Here is a 16636-nt window from a genome sequence, read left to right on the forward strand (position 1 = left end):
AGGGTCAGAGGTTCGAATCCTCTATGGCTCACTTTAAGCACTCCTTAATGGAGTGCTTTTTTATTACCCATTTTTAGTAGTGATGTTCATGAAAAAATTTATAAGTATGACTTTCATAGTATGACAGTTACACCTTTCATTGGTATAATTATGAGTATGAAAGTTATAGACGGAGGAGAGATTATGGATTTTTCCAACTTTTTTAATAATCTTAGTACTTTGAAGATTATTACAAGTATATTAGATATACTTATTGTCTGGTATGTCCTTTATCTTCTCATTACTGTATTTAAAGGAACTAAAGCAATTCAATTGCTTAAAGGTATATTATTTATAGTTATTGGACAACAAGTAAGTAAACTTCTTAATTTAACTGCTACCTCAAAGTTATTTGATATTGTGATTCAATGGGGCGTTTTAGCTTTAATTGTGATATTTCAACCAGAAATTAGACGAGCACTTGAGCAATTAGGGCGAGGGAGCCTATTTAAACGTTATACCAATACTTACAGTCATGATGAAGAAAAATTAATCCAATCTGTATCAAAGGCTGTTCAGTATATGGCTAAAAGACGAATTGGAGCATTAATTGTTTTTGAAAAGGAAACTGGATTACAAGACTATATTGAAACTGGTATATCAATGAATTCTGCAATATCTCAAGAATTATTGATAAATGTTTTTATACCTAATACACCATTACATGATGGGGCTATGATTATTCAAAATACTAAAATTGCTAGTGCTGCGTGCTATTTACCACTTTCAGATAGTAATAAAATTTCTAAAAGTTTAGGTACAAGACATAGGGCAGCCGTAGGAATTTCTGAAGTTTCGGACTCATTTACTGTGGTAGTATCTGAAGAAACCGGTTCAATATCAGTTACTTTCGATGGTAAATTAAGACGTGATGTTTCTGACGAAGTATTCGAAGAGTTATTAGCTGAACATTGGTTTGGAGCTCGCGCTCAAAAGAAGGGTGTGAAATAACATGTTAGAAAGTAAATGGGGATTAAGATTTTTTGCCTTAATATTAGCGATCTTTTTTTATCTTTCTGTTAATAATGTGTTTGGCAATATTTTTAACAATGATAATCTATCTCAGAATTCTTCTAAAACAATTGAAGATGTACCTGTAGAAATTCTTTATAATACCAAAAATTTACATGTTACTAAATCACCAGAAACTGTTGATGTTACTATTTCAGGACCACAATCAAAGTTATTGAAAATAGAAAGTTCAGACGATATCAAGGTCACGGTTAATTTATCTAATGCTAACTCTGGAAATTATAAAAAAGATTATATTGTTAAGGGATTAAGTAACGATATTAGTTATAATGTTAAACCTAAACATGCGTATATCACTTTGGAAGATAAAGACACTAAAACAATGCATGTTCACCCTGATATTGCACAAAACAATATAGATTCAAATTATAAAGTAAGTGAAGCTTCTTTAAATGAAAATACTGTTCAAGTTACTGGTGGTAAAAAGCAATTAGACAAAATTGCATATTTAAAAGCTACATTTAAAAATGCGACTAATATCAGTGAGGATACTACTGATGTAGCTGAAATTACTGCATTTGACAAGCAATTAAATAAATTAAACGTTCAAATCAAGCCTAACAATGTTAAAATGTCAGTGAAACTTGAACCTTACAGTAAAAAAGTAAAAATTAAAACCGTTAAAAAAGGTTCATTACCTGACGATGAGAGTTTAGATAATATTAAACTAAATGAGAATAAAGTAGAAATTTATGGTAATAAAGATGATTTGAAGGATATTAATGATATAGAAGCTGATGTAAATTTAGATGATATCACTGAGTCGACTGATAAAACACTTCAACTCAAAATACCTAAACAGGTTAAGAAATCTGAATTCAATGAAGTCACAGCACATGTCAATTTAAAATAGTAAACTAGATAATAAAGGAGTAATTAAAATGGGAAAATATTTTGGAACTGATGGTGTAAGGGGAGTAGCTAATAAAGAATTAACACCTGAATTAGCGTTTAAGCTAGGTCGCTATGGTGGTTATGTATTAGCACATAATGAGGGAGAGAAACATCCTAGAGTTTTAGTTGGTAGAGATACTCGTGTGTCTGGTGAAATGTTAGAATCTGCTTTAATTGCTGGATTAGCATCAATAGGTGCAGAAGTAATGAGATTAGGTGTTATTTCTACTCCAGGTGTTGCATATTTAACGCGTGAAATAGGAGCACAATTAGGGATAATGATTTCTGCCTCTCATAATCCTGTAGCTGACAATGGTATTAAGTTCTTTGGTGCTGATGGTTTTAAACTTTCAGATAAACAGGAAGAAGAAATTGAACAATTATTAGACCAAGAACAACCTGACTTACCACGTCCAGCAGGTAAAGACATTATGCATTTTTCGGATTATTATGAAGGTGCACAAAAATATTTAAGTTATCTTAAATCTACCATTGATATAAATTTAGATGGACTTAAAATTACTTTAGATGGGGCGAATGGATCAACTTCTTCACTTGCGCCTTTCTTATTTGGTGATTTAGAGGCAACGACAGTTACAATTGGTTGTAATCCAGATGGATACAATATTAATGATGAATGTGGATCTACTCATCCTGAACATTTAGCTGAAAAAGTTGTAGAAACTGAAAGTGATTTTGGTTTAGCTTTTGATGGAGATGGAGATCGTTTAATTGCTGTTGATGAAAAGGGTAACATCATTGATGGTGACCAAATTATGTTTATTATTGGTCAAGAAATGCATAAAAATCATGAATTAAATAATAATATGATTGTATCTACTGTAATGAGTAATTTAGGATTTTATAAAGCTCTTGAAACAGAAGGCATTCAATCAAATAAAACAAAAGTTGGAGATAGATATGTCGTTGAAGAAATGAGACGAGGCCATTATAATTTAGGCGGAGAACAATCTGGACATATAGTAATGATGGACTATAACACGACTGGTGATGGACTACTAACTGGCGTACAACTTGCAGCTATTATTAAATCAAGTGGTAAAACTTTAAGTGAGTTAGCAGCCCAAATGAAAAAGTATCCACAATCATTAATCAATGTAAAAGTAACAGATAAACATCATGTGTCTGAAAATGAAGACGTTAAAGCTGTTATGGATGAAGTTGAGAATGAAATGAACGGTGAAGGAAGAATATTAGTTAGACCTTCAGGCACTGAACCATTAGTAAGAGTAATGGTTGAGGCAGCTACAAATGAAGATGCTGAACATTACGCTCAAACAATTGCTAATAAAGTAAAAGAAAAAATGGGATTAAATTAATAGTACCATTAAAAAATAAGAATACACTCTCTTTAAAGTTAAAGTTGTAGAACTGAAAATTTTAAAGAGAGTATTTTTTATCAAAAAATATAAATTAAATATCAAATTATGACTATAAGTTTATGAATTAAATATAATAATATTTGCAAAAGATTAATAAAAAAAGGTAGAATAAATAGTATTGGAAGAAAGGAGGATAGATGTAATAAAAATAAAACAAAGCGCCTGGACAAGTAATTAGAATGTTAATCATTTAGTATTAATTAGGAGAATACTCATAGACATACTAATTATATTGTAGACGAGGAGAATAGTTATCGATATAATCGGCGGATGCTATTCCGGATGTGGCACATTCGTTAGCTTATTATTTAAAACATGTAGGTGACTAGATGTACAAATATAATAAGAACGCCAAATAGAAAACATAGAAATATGATGTTTAGAATCCAATACAATAAATCGAACAATGTCTAATTAAAAAATTTTATATAGCAAATAAAATTATCATATGACTATGTAATGGAGGAAAAAGAAATATGTGCGGAATTGTTGGATATATTGGCTTTGATAATGCCAAAGAATTATTATTATCTGGTTTAGAAAAATTAGAGTATAGAGGATATGATTCAGCAGGAATTGCTGTTGTCAATGATGAGGGTACTACTGTATTTAAGGAAAAAGGACGTATTGCAGAATTAAGAAAAGTAGCAGATAGCAATGACATTGATGGTCACATTGGAATTGGTCATACTCGTTGGGCTACTCATGGGGTACCTAGTACTGTTAATTCACATCCTCATCAATCAAATAATGGACGTTTTACTTTAGTACATAATGGTGTCATTGAAAATTATGAAGAACTAAAAAGCGAATACTTATCAGATGTAACGTTTAAATCAGAAACTGATACAGAAGTTATCGTTCAATTAGTAGAATATTTTTCAAATAAAGGGTTAGAAACTGAAGATGCATTCACTAAAGCAGTATCTTTATTAGATGGATCATATGCTTTAGGTATGTTAGATTCTGAGGATGAAGACACTATTTATGTAGCTAAAAATAAATCACCTTTACTTGTTGGTATTGGTGACGACTTTAATGTTATTGCTTCAGATGCATTAGCAATGATTAAAGTTACAAATCAATATAAAGAAATTCATGATCATGAAATTGTTATTGTTAAAAAAGAAAGTGTAACAATTAAAGATAAAGATGGAAATATTCAAGATCGTCCAACGTATACTGCTCAAATAGATGCCTCAGATGCTGAAAAAGGTATTTATGATCACTATATGTTAAAAGAAATTAATGAACAACCAGCAGTAATGCGTCGTATTATTCAAGAATACGAAGATGAAAATGGAGATTTAAATATTGATTCTGAGATTATTAAAGATGTGTCGAATGCAGATCGTATTTATATCATTGCTGCAGGGACAAGTTATCATGCTGGTTTAGTTGGTAAAGAATATCTTGAAAAACTATCTGGAGTGCCAACTGAAGTTCATGTGGCATCAGAATTTGTTTATAACATGCCATTATTATCTGAAAAACCTTTATTTATTTATATCTCTCAATCAGGAGAAACAGCTGATAGCCGTGCAGTATTGGTTGAAACAAATAAATTAGGCCATAAGTCTTTAACAATTACAAATGTAGCAGGTTCAACGTTATCTCGTGAAGCTGATCATACGTTGTTATTACACGCAGGACCTGAAATTGCTGTTGCATCAACTAAAGCTTATACAGCTCAAATTGCTGTATTATCAATTCTTTCTCAAGTTGTAGCTAAAGCGTATGGACGCGATAACGGTATTGACTTATTAAGAGAATTAGCAAAAGTAACAACTGCAATTGAAACGATTGTAGATGATGCGCCAGTAATGGAAAAAATTACTAAAGAATTCTTAGAAACGACTAGAAATGCTTTCTTTATTGGTCGTGGAATGGATTACAATGTAAGTTTAGAAGGAGCATTAAAACTTAAAGAAATTTCATATATTCAAGCTGAAGGATTTGCTGGTGGAGAGTTAAAACACGGTACTATTGCATTAATCGAAGATGATACGCCAGTCATTGCGTTAGCTACTCAAGAAAATGTGAACTTATCCATTCGTGGTAATGTTAAAGAAGTAGTAGCACGTGGCGCTAAACCTTGTATTATTTCAATGGAAGGTTTAGAAAAAGATGGAGACACATATGTGATGCCTCATGTACACGAATTATTAACACCTTTAGTATCAGTAGTAGCGCTACAATTAATCGCATATTATGCAGCTTTACACAGAGGATTAGATGTTGATAAACCTCGTAACTTAGCTAAATCAGTTACAGTTGAATAATTCAAAAAGCTGGGACATGGATGACATGTCTCAGTTTTTTATTTAATTTGTTATATAATCAGAATCATCATACACTTATTTTAAGTAGAGGTGATTATTTGATAAATTTAAAGCATATCTATAAAAAGAAACACGGAAAAACAATTATTAATGGTTTAAATTAGCATATTGAAGCGGGAGATAATTGGATTCTTTATGGGTTGAATGATGCAGTAAAAACAAAACTATTAAATATCGTGAATTCTTATAAAAGTGTATCACAGGGTGAAATAGCATTGTTTGAAATGAAATCAGGTAAAAAAGGATATTCTGTAGAAAACGTTCGTCAACATATTGGATTTGCTTCGCATTGTTTATTAGAAAAATTTCAAGACGGTGAGAAAGTGATTGATGTCATATCAAGTGGCATATTTAAACCTATCGGTCTATATAAAGAGTATTCTGATGAACATACAAAAGAAGCAGAAAAATCATTAAATTTAGTAGGAATGTTATCATATAAAGATTAATATTTAGGAAATCTCTCAACTGGGCAAAAACAAAAAGTAATAATTGCTCGCGCGCTTATACACCAATCTGATGTGCTTATTCTTGATGAAGCAGCATCAGGATGCGACTTTTTGGCTAGAGAACAGTTATTATATTTATTAGAAAATTTAAATAGGACATACGCTTATTTGACGATGATTTACATTACTCATGTCATAGAGGAAATTATTTCTTTATTTAGTAAGATATTTTTATTAAAAGAGGGTAGTTGTTTTAATAAAGGAAAAACAAAAGATATTTTAACTGATTCAATTATGTCTAAATTTTTTAATAATCAAATTGAAGTTATTCGATATAGAAATCGATATTTTGTATAAAAGATAATTGAGTTTGCACTTTGGTTGAATAAATGTCACAATTTTAAGAAAGAATTAGATGGAGGGTATAACGATGGCATTTGAAAATATTAAAGCAATATTCTTAGATATGGATGGAACAATATTGCATGAAGATAATAAAGCGACTGTAAAAACAAAAGAAGTAATTGATCAATTAAGAGAAAAAAATTATAAGGTATTTCTAGCAACAGGACGTTCTTATTCTGAAATTCATAGTTTAGTACCAAAAGGTTTTAAAGTAGATGGTATTATTAGTTCTAATGGGACAAGAGGCGATATTGAAGATAAAATTTTATTTAAACATAGTTTGACCATAGATAATGTAAAAAAAATCGTACAACTGGCTCAACAACAACACATTTATTATGAAGTTTTTCCTTTTGAAGGAGATAGAATTTCATTAATTGAAGATCAATCATGGATGGAAGATATGATTGATAGTGAACATCCACAAAATGATGTGAGTGAAAGTGAATGGAAGTCACGTCGAGATGCTATGAATGGTAAAATTAATTGGAAAAAAGATATTCCAAATGACGCCTATTCTAAAATTTATTTATTTAACAAAAAATTAAATAAAATTAAAACATTTAGAGATGAGTTAATACAAAATAAAGTGTTATTAAATATTAGCGTATCTAATTCTTCAAGATTTAATGCTGAGACGATGGCTTATCAAGTGGATAAAGGCACTGGAATTAAAGAAATAATAGATCATTTCGGTATTAAACAAGAAGAAACACTTGTTATTGGTGATAGCGATAATGACAGAGCAATGTTTGAATTTGGAGGATACACTGTTTCAATGAAAAATGCACGTCCAGAAATTCAGTCTATCACTGATGATACTACACAATATACAAATGAAGAGGATGGCGCGGCTTTATATTTAGAACAACATCTTTTAAATTAAAATAAGGTAAGAAAGTAGGTGAAACCTGCTTTCTTACCTTTTGTGTTGAATAGTGGTTTATTTATCGTTATTCAAATTTTTTTGATGATTTAAGTCTTCTTTAACATGATTTTTTGTATCATTAAAAGATGAAGGGTCATTTGTTAACTCTTCTTTTTTATGGTTTATTTCTTTTTTTTCTTTTCGTTTACTTTTTTTCTTCTCTTTTACAGGTCTATTCACATTCTCACCGCGACGTAAGAAATATTGAACAATCCCCATTATAATTACAAAATATAGAATTAAACGTACAATAATAATAAGTGTTTGAGCAATAATTAAAATCACTTGTGCTACATTTTGGGACATGTTTCCGGTTAATACAGTTAATATTGTACCAAGTGGTTGTGTAATGATAATAATGAGTAGGTTAATTAATAAGATAGCTAAAAAGAATTTGAACCAAGTTTTACGTCCATTTTTAATTCCTTTAAAACCGTCTTTAAAATGACCTATAGCACTTACGTCATTGTTACGTGCAAATGATACAGTATAATTAATCATTAATATAAAGAAGAGCCAATATACGATTGAAATAATGAATCCCATAATGATAATTAAGATAATTTGTACAGTAAGTAAAATACCCATAGCGTGATCAGATGTACTTACTGACTGTTGAATAGATGTGAATAATGGTGTTAAAGCTTTATTAAATAAAAAGTTTAATCCTAATGTGATTAAATATAATACAACATAAACAATAATAGTAATTAAAGCTAAAAGAAGACTTTTAATATATTTTCCTTTTTTAAAAGCAAAAAACAAATCAGAAAATTGAATATTTTCTTTTTCAACGGCTTTAGCCATAATATTAAAAGCCCCTGCAAGTAATTGATAACCTGCAAGTATAAAGAATAGTAATCCTAAGACTAGGACGAGTATCATCATAAATAATGACGCGCTTGCTGACTGTTGAAATTGTGCTGCTAGTTGCATCTGCATAAAGTTTTGAACGAAGAAAGTTCTAGCAATCACAAATGCCACAAATACAATAATAAAACTTACTAAACTAAATAGTATTGTTTTTATGAGTTGTGACTTAGCATTTTTAAATGCTAAACTATGAAATTTAAACAAAATAAGCACTCCTTTACGTTAATATAATACACAATATCAGAATTTGTGCTTTTTTTAAATTAATATCTAACAATATTATGTTTTAAGTGTTAAAATATGCTAATGATTTAATAATGAAAGGAGACTTTATGGTGAAATTTGCAATTTTAACAGACGTTCATGGTAATTTTGATGCCTTACAAACTGTTTTAGATGATATTGATAATAGAGAAGATATCGATCAAATCTTTAACTTAGGTGATAATATTGGAATTGGCCATGAGACCAATAAAGTATTAGATACGATTTTTGATCGAGATGATATGGACATCATTGCTGGGAATCACGATGAAGCAATTATGTCAATTGTTAATGGTACACCGTATCCAGAAGATTTAAAAAACAAATTTTATGAACACCATCAATGGATTGAAAGTCGAATGGATGAAGATTACTATGATGTATTAAATACATTACCAAGATATTTAGAAAAAACAATTTGTGGGAAAAAATGTTTATTTATACATTATGAAATTGAAAATCAAAGATTAGAAGTGGACATTGATAAACAACCATTTGAACCTATTGTAAATAATAAAAAAGAAGAAATAGTTAAATTATTTGAAGATAAGGATGCGGATTTTATAGCTTTTGGACATAATCATCAATTACACTTGTATGATGATAATAACAAAACATATTTCAATCCTGGTTCAGTAGGACTTAATAATGGGAAATATGCTGTATATGGAATCGTCACAATTAACGAAAATGAGTTTAGCGTTGAAAGAGTAAAGTTACCGTATGATAATGAAGAATTTCTTCAAGGATTTGATGAAAAACATGTACCAGGCAAACAATTTATTTTCGATCATTTTATATAAGTAAAAAAAGTCGAACAGAAACTAATATGAATTCTGTTCGACTTTTTTACTTATATTGTAAACTGTGGGTATTGTTTGTGTAGTTTTAATGATGAGTATGCGCTTTATGTAATCCAGAGCATAGTACTGAAGTATCATGATCATGTTGTGGTGTTTCTAATTGAATCGTCATATGTTGTATATTTAATTGAAGTAATTCATGTTCTATTTTTTTAAGAAGTCCTTCACAGTCCTGAACAGACATAGTTTCAGAGACTACTGCATGACAACTTAACGCATTCATATCATTTGAAATAGTCCAAACATGATAATCATGGACATTATAAATTTCATTGTGATTTGTAATTGTACTAATGATTTTATCTAAATAGACGTCACTTGGTGTACCTTCCATTAAAATATTAAGTGACGAACGTGAAATACCGATTGCACTTTTTAATATAATAATGGAAACTAGAATGCTTGCGATAGGATCAGCAATTGTAAAGTTAAATACGTATATAAGAATAGATGCTATAATAGCACCTAATGAACCAAGTAAGTCTCCTAAAACATGAATAAAAGCACCGCGCATATTTAAGTTATGTGACGTATCACCACTTTTAAACATGATTATTGCAACGATAATATTCACTATAAGTCCAATCACACTAATAACAAACATTTCGATGGATTGTACTTTAATAGGATCGAAAAATCTTCTGATCGCTTCGATAATAATGATGCCACTAATAATTAATAAAGTTATACCATTAAATAAGGCAGCTAAGACTTCAAAACGCTTGTAACCGAATGTTTTAGTTGAAGTAGCGTTTTTCTCTGCATAAATAAATGCGATTAAAGCAACTCCTAGTGAAACAGTATCGCTAAACATATGAAGTCCATCTGATAATAGTGCAAGACTATTAGCAATAAATCCTCCTAAAATTTCAACAATCATAAATAAGCCTATAATAATAAAAGAAATTGCTAATATCTTTTTGTTATTGGTATGAACATGATTATGAGTATGGTTATGATGGTGTGTGTGATTAGACATTTATTATTCACCTCTTTGATGATTAGCATGTTGAATGGCTTGTTTTAATAAAATAGAAACATGTTGATCGTCTATAGAATAAATCATAGATTGACCGTGACGTGATGACTTAACGAGGCCTGCTTGTTTTAAATTCTTTAATTGATGCGATACATTTGATTGAGTTAATTTTAATGTATGCGTAATATGCCCAACACTAGCTTCACCTTTATATAACAATTCTAAAATACGTAAACGGTTATAATCGCTTAACGCTTTAAATGTATCAGTTAAACGGTTCAGCAAGTATTCATCTATAAATATATCTCTATCTTTATTTATATTAGACATCACATGAGACCTCCTCTTTAATACATGAATATATATTCATGTATTAATATATAGTGTCCTTGTCTAAGTGTCAATGGTGTATAGTAAACAAGTTTAAAAATGATACTAAGTGGTATGAATAGACTATGAAATGAATTGAAGGAGGAAATAAATTTATGAGTATATTAGTTATTGGCGCTAATGGCGGTGTAGGTTCTAAATTGGTTAACCAATTAAAAGAAGATCAAGTTGATTTTACAGCTAGTGTTCGTAAAGAAGAACAAGAAAGTGCGTTAAAAGAGCAAGGCATTAATGCCATTTTAATAGATGTAGAAAAAGATAGTATTGATGATTTAACTGAGAAATTTAAAGGTTTTGATAAAGTTATTTTCTCAGTTGGTTCAGGAGGTAGCACAGGTGCTGATAAAACAATTATTGTTGATTTAGATGGTGCAGTGAAAACAATTGAAGCAAGTAAAAAAGCAAACGTTAAACATTATGTGATGGTTTCTACTTACGATTCACGTCGTGAAGCATTTGATGCAAGTGGAGATTTAAAACCTTATACAATTGCAAAACACTATGCAGATAATCATTTAAGAAATTCTGGACTAACTTATACAATCGTTCATCCAGGTGGTTTAGAAGATAAATCCGGTACGGGTGAAATTAAAGCTGACTTGTATTTTGATGAAGGAAGTACAATTCCACGCGAAGATGTGGCTTCTGTATTAAAACACGTAGCGACTGCTGAAGATAAATTTGAAAATAAAGAATTTCAAATTCTTTCAGGCCATCAATCTATTCAAGAAGCATTATCTCGTTTTGAGTAGTTAAGTTAGATAATTAATTACAAAGGAAAAGTTCTGTGTTAGAGTAGGACAGTAAGTTTTAAAACTTGCTGTTCTATTCTTTTTTTATTAATATATATAATTTCTATTAAATTAATAATGAAATTGATATAATAAACATATGAGTGAAAATTTTTGTTTAACTATAGAAACGAAATAGCGTTCATATAGAATTAGTTGTCTGATATATTAAAAGCTTAAATAGATAGTAATTTAAAGATAAAGTGAGTCATTAATAGTTCTAATTATACATACTCATTTAAATACGATATGTCATTTTAAAATAAAGAGAGAAGCAATAACCCTGTTTTAGGAGGTGCAATCATGCCATTATTTTTAAAGCCTATTTTTTTTGAAAAAATATGGGGCGGTAATAAGTTAGATCAATTTAATTACGACATACCAAGTGAACAAACTGGGGAATGCTGGGGTATTTCTGCACATCCGAATGGAAAAAATATGATTGAAAATGGTCAGTATGCTGGTCAAACATTAGATCAAGTATGGAATGAGCATAGAGAATTATTTGGAGACTTTCCAAGTAAAGATTTCCCTTTATTATGTAAAATAGTGGATGCAAGAAACCCTCTATCTATTCACGTTCATCCTGATGACTCGTATGCATATGAATTTGAAAATGGTCAATATGGCAAGTCAGAATGTTGGTATATTATTGATGCAGAAGAGGATGCTGAAATTATACTCGGTACCTCTGCTGATTCAAAAGAAATATTTGAGAATAAGATAAAAGAAGAAGCAGTGTTGGACGCAGTAGAAAGAATCAAAGTTAAACCAGGTGAGTTTTATTTTATACCAGCTGGAATGCTCCATTCTATAGGTTCTGGCGTTTTAGTATATGAAACAATGCAATCATCTGATATTTCATATAGAGTATATGATTATGAACGTAATCGAACTGATGGATCATCATTAGAAGTTAGCAAAGCATTAGACGTGATTCAATTTACTGCAAATGCACCTGCTATAGTACCTGAAACTACAATTGTAGAAAATCATAAACGTAGCCAAATTGTATCTAATGACTTTTTTACAATGGTTAAATGGGAAATCAGTGGAACGCTTAATTATATGAAGCCTCGTGAATTTTGTCTTATTTCTGTATTAGAAGGTCATGGACAAGTGATTACAGATGGTGAAATCTTTAAGCTAGAAAAGGGGTCTAATTTTATTTTAACTTCTGAAGATTTAGATAGCGTATTTGAAGGAGAGTTCATTCTAATTATAAGTTATATTTAATTAATCAATTTAATTTACAAGCAGAAGTATATGGTTTTCTAGTATGATAGCTGAATCTAGAAGTTTTTTATCTTCCTTTTCTTGTTAATCGGAAAGCTAATAATGTTTAAATAATAAGGTAGTATATTTTAAAAGTGAAATGGAATTTTGTGATGATTCATATGATTCTATTTCACTTTTTTGAATTTAAAAAGTGATTTAATAATACGTCAACTCTATTAAAAAAATATGATAAAATAAAAAAAACGAAATCTTATAGACTATTCATATATTTAAATTAAGCTATCTAAAAATGACTAATAGGTGCTAAAATTAAATATTAATATATACATGAATAAAGATACTAAATTTAAAATAAGTAAGAAGGAGATTCTAGATGGCAGAAGAAGTAAATTACTTTTGGTTAAATTGTGGATATACAAGATGGAACCATAATGAACCATTAGTTGGACAAACAACTTTATTTGAGTCTGGAGCACAGTTCAATCCTACTCAGGGTTTTCGAGCGTTCAAAAAAGCTAAAATTGGCGATCAAGTGATTTTTTATCAAGTACAAACAGATACTGGATTATTAGGAATTGGGGAAATTATTAGTGTTCAAACTGGAGCACAAAATAAAATCAGAGTTGAATTTAAATTTAATGAAGAGTTAAAGCCTTTAACTACTGACTATTTAAAACGTAGTGAAGTGCTAGATTACCGAATGAATAATATGCGAGAAACGTTAATAAATCAGCTCACAAAAGAGGAGTTTCAATTAATCGTTGAGTTAGGAAAATGTAACATTCAATTACCTCGATATTTCTTCTTATCTGAAACTGAAAAATTTGAACCTGATACACATTATACGATTTTTACACATACTTATAATGGAATTAAGCGAAATGGTTATCATTTTTATAACCAATTAGAAGTAGGGGACAATTTAATAATTTATGATAAGAATAGCAATCAATCGGTCGTAGGAATTGGTGAAGTATCTCGTCATATTCATGAAAAACCTCCAATTCCTGGTCGTACTAATAGTACTGCGATAGAGATTTATTATGAAAAGAATATCACTCCTGTTACATTAGGAGCACTAAATAAACATCCTAAATTAAAAAACTTATACTTTTTACAAGAAAATGCTAAGCAAGCAATAGCAAGTATGAGTCAAGCACAATACGATGCTATTATAGAAATGAGTGAAAATGATGGGATTAGAACGCCGTTTGAGACTATTAAAAAACCAGAGTTCAATACGGATCATGATGAGACAATTAAACCTTTTATTTTACTCGTTGTAGATAAACGTGAAGAAGGTTTGAAAGCAGCCAATCATCTTTTACAAAAAACGAATTCTAATCCAGTTATTACTAGTGGTCATCCTGACTTTAGTGAAGATATGTTATATGGCAAATATTTACCTAATGAGACAGGTGCCTTATATTATAGAGAAGGTTTTATTACACAACTTATGCCTAAAAATGACAAAAGTTACTTAGTGATTGATAACTTTAATAGACTCGATCCAGATATATTTCAAACTTATATTAATGTTTTAGAAGGGTACGAAGTTACATTACCTAGATATAATAAAGACAGTAACATGATTACTTGGTCTCGTGAAAAAGATTCTTTTTATCATTTTAATCCTAATTGGCATATTATTGGCGTAACATACGAAAAGTTAGAAGATATAAAAAATAAATATTCACAACAATTTTTAAAATATACACGTATTGTAAAAGTGAACCATGATGCATAATCGCAAACAGGTTAGATAAAAAATATCATAACGTATAATGAGCTAAAGTGGATATAGAATTTGAAATAAATTCTATATCCACTTTTTTTTGTTTAATGAGTCCTTGTAAAAGGAATATATTAAATAAGTTAAAAAGGAAGGTGACAGAACATGCCAATCGTTTATTATGATGGAAAGTGTGTGTATTGTTATAATTATTGTATTTGGCTAATACAACATGGTTTACCTAAAAATTATGAGTTTGCGACTTTAAAAGGAGAAGCGGGACAACATTTATTTGAACAACATCCCGAAGCTAAAAATAAAAATAGTGTGATACTACAAGAAGGAGATCATTTATATTACGAGTCTACTGCAGTAGCAAAATTAATCACAACATTAAGTAGTGAAAAATGGTTAGGTATACTACTTAGAGTAACACCATTGCCAATAAGAAATTTAGGTTATCGACTATTTGCTAATAATAGAGATAAAATGTGGAAAACACATTGGCATAAACCAAATGCATATGAAAAATCATTCTTTATTGATGATGATAGACAATAAATGAGAAAATGATTTCTTAATTGATAATATCTATAATTTTTAATTATATATTATAAAGTTTTTGATAAAGATTCTATATATTTATTCATAAGTATTAGTGTTTTTAAGTTGCGTGTGTAAAATAACTTTACAGATTATAATTATTATAATATAATTATGATTGTAAAAGAGAGACATGACTGTATAAAAAAGGAGAGATTCGATGACTCAACAAGATGTAGTAAAAGAATTAAATCAACAAGTAGCAAATTGGACAGTAGCATATACAAAATTACACAACTTCCATTGGTATGTTAAAGGCCCTAATTTCTTCTCATTACATGAAAAATTTGAAGAATTATACAATGAAGCTAGTCAATATGTAGACGATTTAGCAGAACGTATTCTAGCAATTGGAGGTAATCCAGTAGCAACATTAAAAGAAAGTTTAGAACTTTCAATTGTAAAAGAAGCAGATACAAATTACACTGCTGAAGAAATGGTTAAAGCTTTCTCTGAAGATTTAACTCAAATTTCTAAACAACTTGAAAAAGCAATTGAAGTTGCAGGAAAAGCAGGAGACGATGTTTCAGAAGATATGTTTATTGGTATGCAAACATCAGTAGATAAACATAATTGGATGTTTAAATCTTATTTAGTTTAAAAATTCTATTTTAAAAAGAGCCATTGTGGACGATAAAACGTCTACAATGGCTCTTTCAACTTTTAATATTAACAATGATAAGTGATTATTCAGCGATTTCTAAAGCAATTTCCATCATTTGAGTAAATGATGTTTGACGTTCTTTAGCTGATGTAGCTTCATCTCTTAAGATATGATCACTTACAGTAAAAATACCCAATGCTTTTTTACCAGCATGAATTGCATTTAAATATAAGCCAGCTGATTCCATTTCAATACCTAAGATACCCATGTTCTTCCAACTATCGTTGAAATGTTTGTCGGCATTATAAAACGTATCTGATGATAAAATATTTCCAACATGTGTAACTGCCCCGATATCATCAGCAACTTGTTTAGCTTTAGTAATTAACTCAAAATCCGCAATTGGAGCAAAGTGACCAGGAATATTAAATTGATCTACATAATTTGAATTAGTTGAAGCAGCTTGAGCAATAATGACATCATATAAATTCACATTCTCTTGTAATGCACCACATGAACCAACTCGAATAATGGTATCAACATCAAAGAAATTATAAAGTTCATACGAATAAATTCCAATACTTGGAATACCCATACCTGAACCCATTACTGAGATTTCTTTACCTTTATATGTGCCAGTGTATCCAAACATATTACGTACTTCATTAAATTGTTCAACATTTTCTAAAAAGTTATCAGCAATATATTTTGCACGTAATGGATCCCCAGGCATTAATACTGTTTTAGCAATTTTAGTTCCATTAGGTTGAATATGAGGTGTACCGTTTGTCATGAATATCTTCTCC

Annotated in this window: 15 protein-coding genes and 1 pseudogene; 12 read left to right on the plus strand and 4 right to left on the minus strand. The window is 29.8% G+C overall.

Annotation, left to right across the window (positions count from 1 at the left end):
* Window positions 1–183: 183 nt before the first annotated feature.
* The 6 genes and pseudogenes from cdaA to HMPREF3046_RS01210 all read left to right on the plus strand — a co-directional run bounded on the left by cdaA (window position 184) and on the right by HMPREF3046_RS01210 (window position 7450).
* Window positions 184–990 carry a diadenylate cyclase CdaA gene (gene cdaA, locus HMPREF3046_RS01185; RefSeq protein ID WP_002455035.1) on the plus strand — a complete coding sequence of 269 codons (807 nt, stop codon included), beginning with the start codon at window positions 184–186 and terminating at the stop codon, window positions 988–990.
* Between the two features lies 1 nt (window position 991).
* Window positions 992–1924 (plus strand): CdaR family protein, encoded by a 933-nt coding sequence (locus tag HMPREF3046_RS01190; RefSeq protein ID WP_070715763.1) that lies wholly within the window; start codon window positions 992–994, stop codon window positions 1922–1924.
* A 28-nt stretch (window positions 1925–1952) separates the two neighbouring features.
* A complete protein-coding gene (glmM, locus tag HMPREF3046_RS01195; RefSeq protein WP_070715764.1) occupies window positions 1953–3305 on the plus strand; it encodes a phosphoglucosamine mutase in 1353 nt (450 codons plus the stop codon).
* A gap of 539 nt (window positions 3306–3844) precedes the next feature.
* Window positions 3845–5650: a glutamine--fructose-6-phosphate transaminase (isomerizing) gene (gene glmS, locus HMPREF3046_RS01200; RefSeq protein WP_070715766.1), complete on the plus strand. Its 1806-nt coding sequence runs from the start codon at window positions 3845–3847 to the stop codon at window positions 5648–5650.
* 20 nt (window positions 5651–5670) lie between these two features.
* A pseudogene (locus HMPREF3046_RS01205) lies at window positions 5671–6516 on the plus strand (ABC transporter ATP-binding protein).
* Between the two features lie 73 nt (window positions 6517–6589).
* Window positions 6590–7450 (plus strand): HAD family hydrolase, encoded by an 861-nt coding sequence (locus HMPREF3046_RS01210; protein ID WP_070715768.1) that lies wholly within the window; start codon window positions 6590–6592, stop codon window positions 7448–7450.
* A 57-nt stretch (window positions 7451–7507) separates the two neighbouring features.
* Here HMPREF3046_RS01210 and HMPREF3046_RS01215 read toward each other — a convergent pair whose 3' ends face one another.
* Entirely contained in the window at window positions 7508–8569 is a 1062-nt protein-coding gene (locus HMPREF3046_RS01215; protein WP_070715770.1) for a lytic transglycosylase, read from the minus strand.
* 128 nt (window positions 8570–8697) lie between these two features.
* Between HMPREF3046_RS01215 and HMPREF3046_RS01220 the strand changes: the two genes are divergently transcribed.
* A complete protein-coding gene (locus tag HMPREF3046_RS01220; RefSeq protein ID WP_083316352.1) occupies window positions 8698–9432 on the plus strand; it encodes a metallophosphoesterase family protein in 735 nt (244 codons plus the stop codon).
* 85 nt (window positions 9433–9517) lie between these two features.
* On the opposite strand, the gene czrB is transcribed toward HMPREF3046_RS01220, so the two are convergent.
* Window positions 9518–10471 (minus strand): CDF family zinc efflux transporter CzrB, encoded by a 954-nt coding sequence (czrB, locus tag HMPREF3046_RS01225; protein WP_070715771.1) that lies wholly within the window; start codon window positions 10469–10471, stop codon window positions 9518–9520.
* A gap of 3 nt (window positions 10472–10474) precedes the next feature.
* Window positions 10475–10801 carry an ArsR/SmtB family transcription factor gene (locus HMPREF3046_RS01230; RefSeq protein WP_070715773.1) on the minus strand — a complete coding sequence of 109 codons (327 nt, stop codon included), beginning with the start codon at window positions 10799–10801 and terminating at the stop codon, window positions 10475–10477.
* 155 nt (window positions 10802–10956) lie between these two features.
* On the opposite strand from HMPREF3046_RS01230, the gene HMPREF3046_RS01235 reads away from it, so the two are divergent.
* The 5 genes from HMPREF3046_RS01235 (at window position 10957) to HMPREF3046_RS01255 (ending at window position 15827) form a co-directional block, all read left to right on the plus strand.
* A complete protein-coding gene (locus tag HMPREF3046_RS01235) occupies window positions 10957–11613 on the plus strand; it encodes an SDR family oxidoreductase (RefSeq protein ID WP_070715776.1) in 657 nt (218 codons plus the stop codon).
* Window positions 11614–11955: 342 nt separating this feature from the next.
* Window positions 11956–12888, plus strand: a complete 933-nt coding sequence (locus HMPREF3046_RS01240; RefSeq protein WP_070715778.1) for a type I phosphomannose isomerase catalytic subunit — start codon at window positions 11956–11958, stop codon at window positions 12886–12888.
* 376 nt (window positions 12889–13264) lie between these two features.
* Window positions 13265–14638, plus strand: a complete 1374-nt coding sequence (locus tag HMPREF3046_RS01245) for an EVE domain-containing protein (protein WP_070715779.1) — start codon at window positions 13265–13267, stop codon at window positions 14636–14638.
* Window positions 14639–14788: 150 nt separating this feature from the next.
* Window positions 14789–15184, plus strand: a complete 396-nt coding sequence (locus tag HMPREF3046_RS01250) for a thiol-disulfide oxidoreductase DCC family protein (protein WP_070715783.1) — start codon at window positions 14789–14791, stop codon at window positions 15182–15184.
* A gap of 202 nt (window positions 15185–15386) precedes the next feature.
* A complete protein-coding gene (locus tag HMPREF3046_RS01255) occupies window positions 15387–15827 on the plus strand; it encodes a Dps family protein (RefSeq protein ID WP_070715785.1) in 441 nt (146 codons plus the stop codon).
* Between the two features lie 85 nt (window positions 15828–15912).
* Here HMPREF3046_RS01255 and deoD read toward each other — a convergent pair whose 3' ends face one another.
* On the minus strand, window positions 15913–16623 hold the full coding sequence (gene deoD, locus HMPREF3046_RS01260; protein ID WP_070715787.1) for a purine-nucleoside phosphorylase: 711 nt from the start codon (window positions 16621–16623) through the stop codon (window positions 15913–15915).
* Between the last annotated feature and the right edge of the window lie 13 nt (window positions 16624–16636).

Origin of the sequence: Staphylococcus sp. HMSC070D05 (assembly GCF_001815595.1) — a bacterium.
GTDB lineage: Bacteria > Bacillota > Bacilli > Staphylococcales > Staphylococcaceae > Staphylococcus > Staphylococcus hominis.

Coding starts and splice junctions, on each gene's coding strand:
- cdaA (WP_002455035.1), top strand. CDS start 184: ATGGATTTTTCCAACTTTTTTAATAATCTTAGTACTTTGAAGATTATT.
- HMPREF3046_RS01190 (WP_070715763.1), top strand. CDS start 992: ATGTTAGAAAGTAAATGGGGATTAAGATTTTTTGCCTTAATATTAGCG.
- glmM (WP_070715764.1), top strand. CDS start 1,953: ATGGGAAAATATTTTGGAACTGATGGTGTAAGGGGAGTAGCTAATAAA.
- glmS (WP_070715766.1), top strand. CDS start 3,845: ATGTGCGGAATTGTTGGATATATTGGCTTTGATAATGCCAAAGAATTA.
- HMPREF3046_RS01210 (WP_070715768.1), top strand. CDS start 6,590: ATGGCATTTGAAAATATTAAAGCAATATTCTTAGATATGGATGGAACA.
- HMPREF3046_RS01220 (WP_083316352.1), top strand. CDS start 8,698: ATGGTGAAATTTGCAATTTTAACAGACGTTCATGGTAATTTTGATGCC.
- czrB (WP_070715771.1), bottom strand. CDS start 10,471: ATGTCTAATCACACACACCATCATAACCATACTCATAATCATGTTCAT.
- HMPREF3046_RS01230 (WP_070715773.1), bottom strand. CDS start 10,801: ATGTCTAATATAAATAAAGATAGAGATATATTTATAGATGAATACTTG.
- HMPREF3046_RS01235 (WP_070715776.1), top strand. CDS start 10,957: ATGAGTATATTAGTTATTGGCGCTAATGGCGGTGTAGGTTCTAAATTG.
- HMPREF3046_RS01240 (WP_070715778.1), top strand. CDS start 11,956: ATGCCATTATTTTTAAAGCCTATTTTTTTTGAAAAAATATGGGGCGGT.
- HMPREF3046_RS01245 (WP_070715779.1), top strand. CDS start 13,265: ATGGCAGAAGAAGTAAATTACTTTTGGTTAAATTGTGGATATACAAGA.
- HMPREF3046_RS01250 (WP_070715783.1), top strand. CDS start 14,789: ATGCCAATCGTTTATTATGATGGAAAGTGTGTGTATTGTTATAATTAT.
- HMPREF3046_RS01255 (WP_070715785.1), top strand. CDS start 15,387: ATGACTCAACAAGATGTAGTAAAAGAATTAAATCAACAAGTAGCAAAT.
- deoD (WP_070715787.1), bottom strand. CDS start 16,623: ATGACAAACGGTACACCTCATATTCAACCTAATGGAACTAAAATTGCT.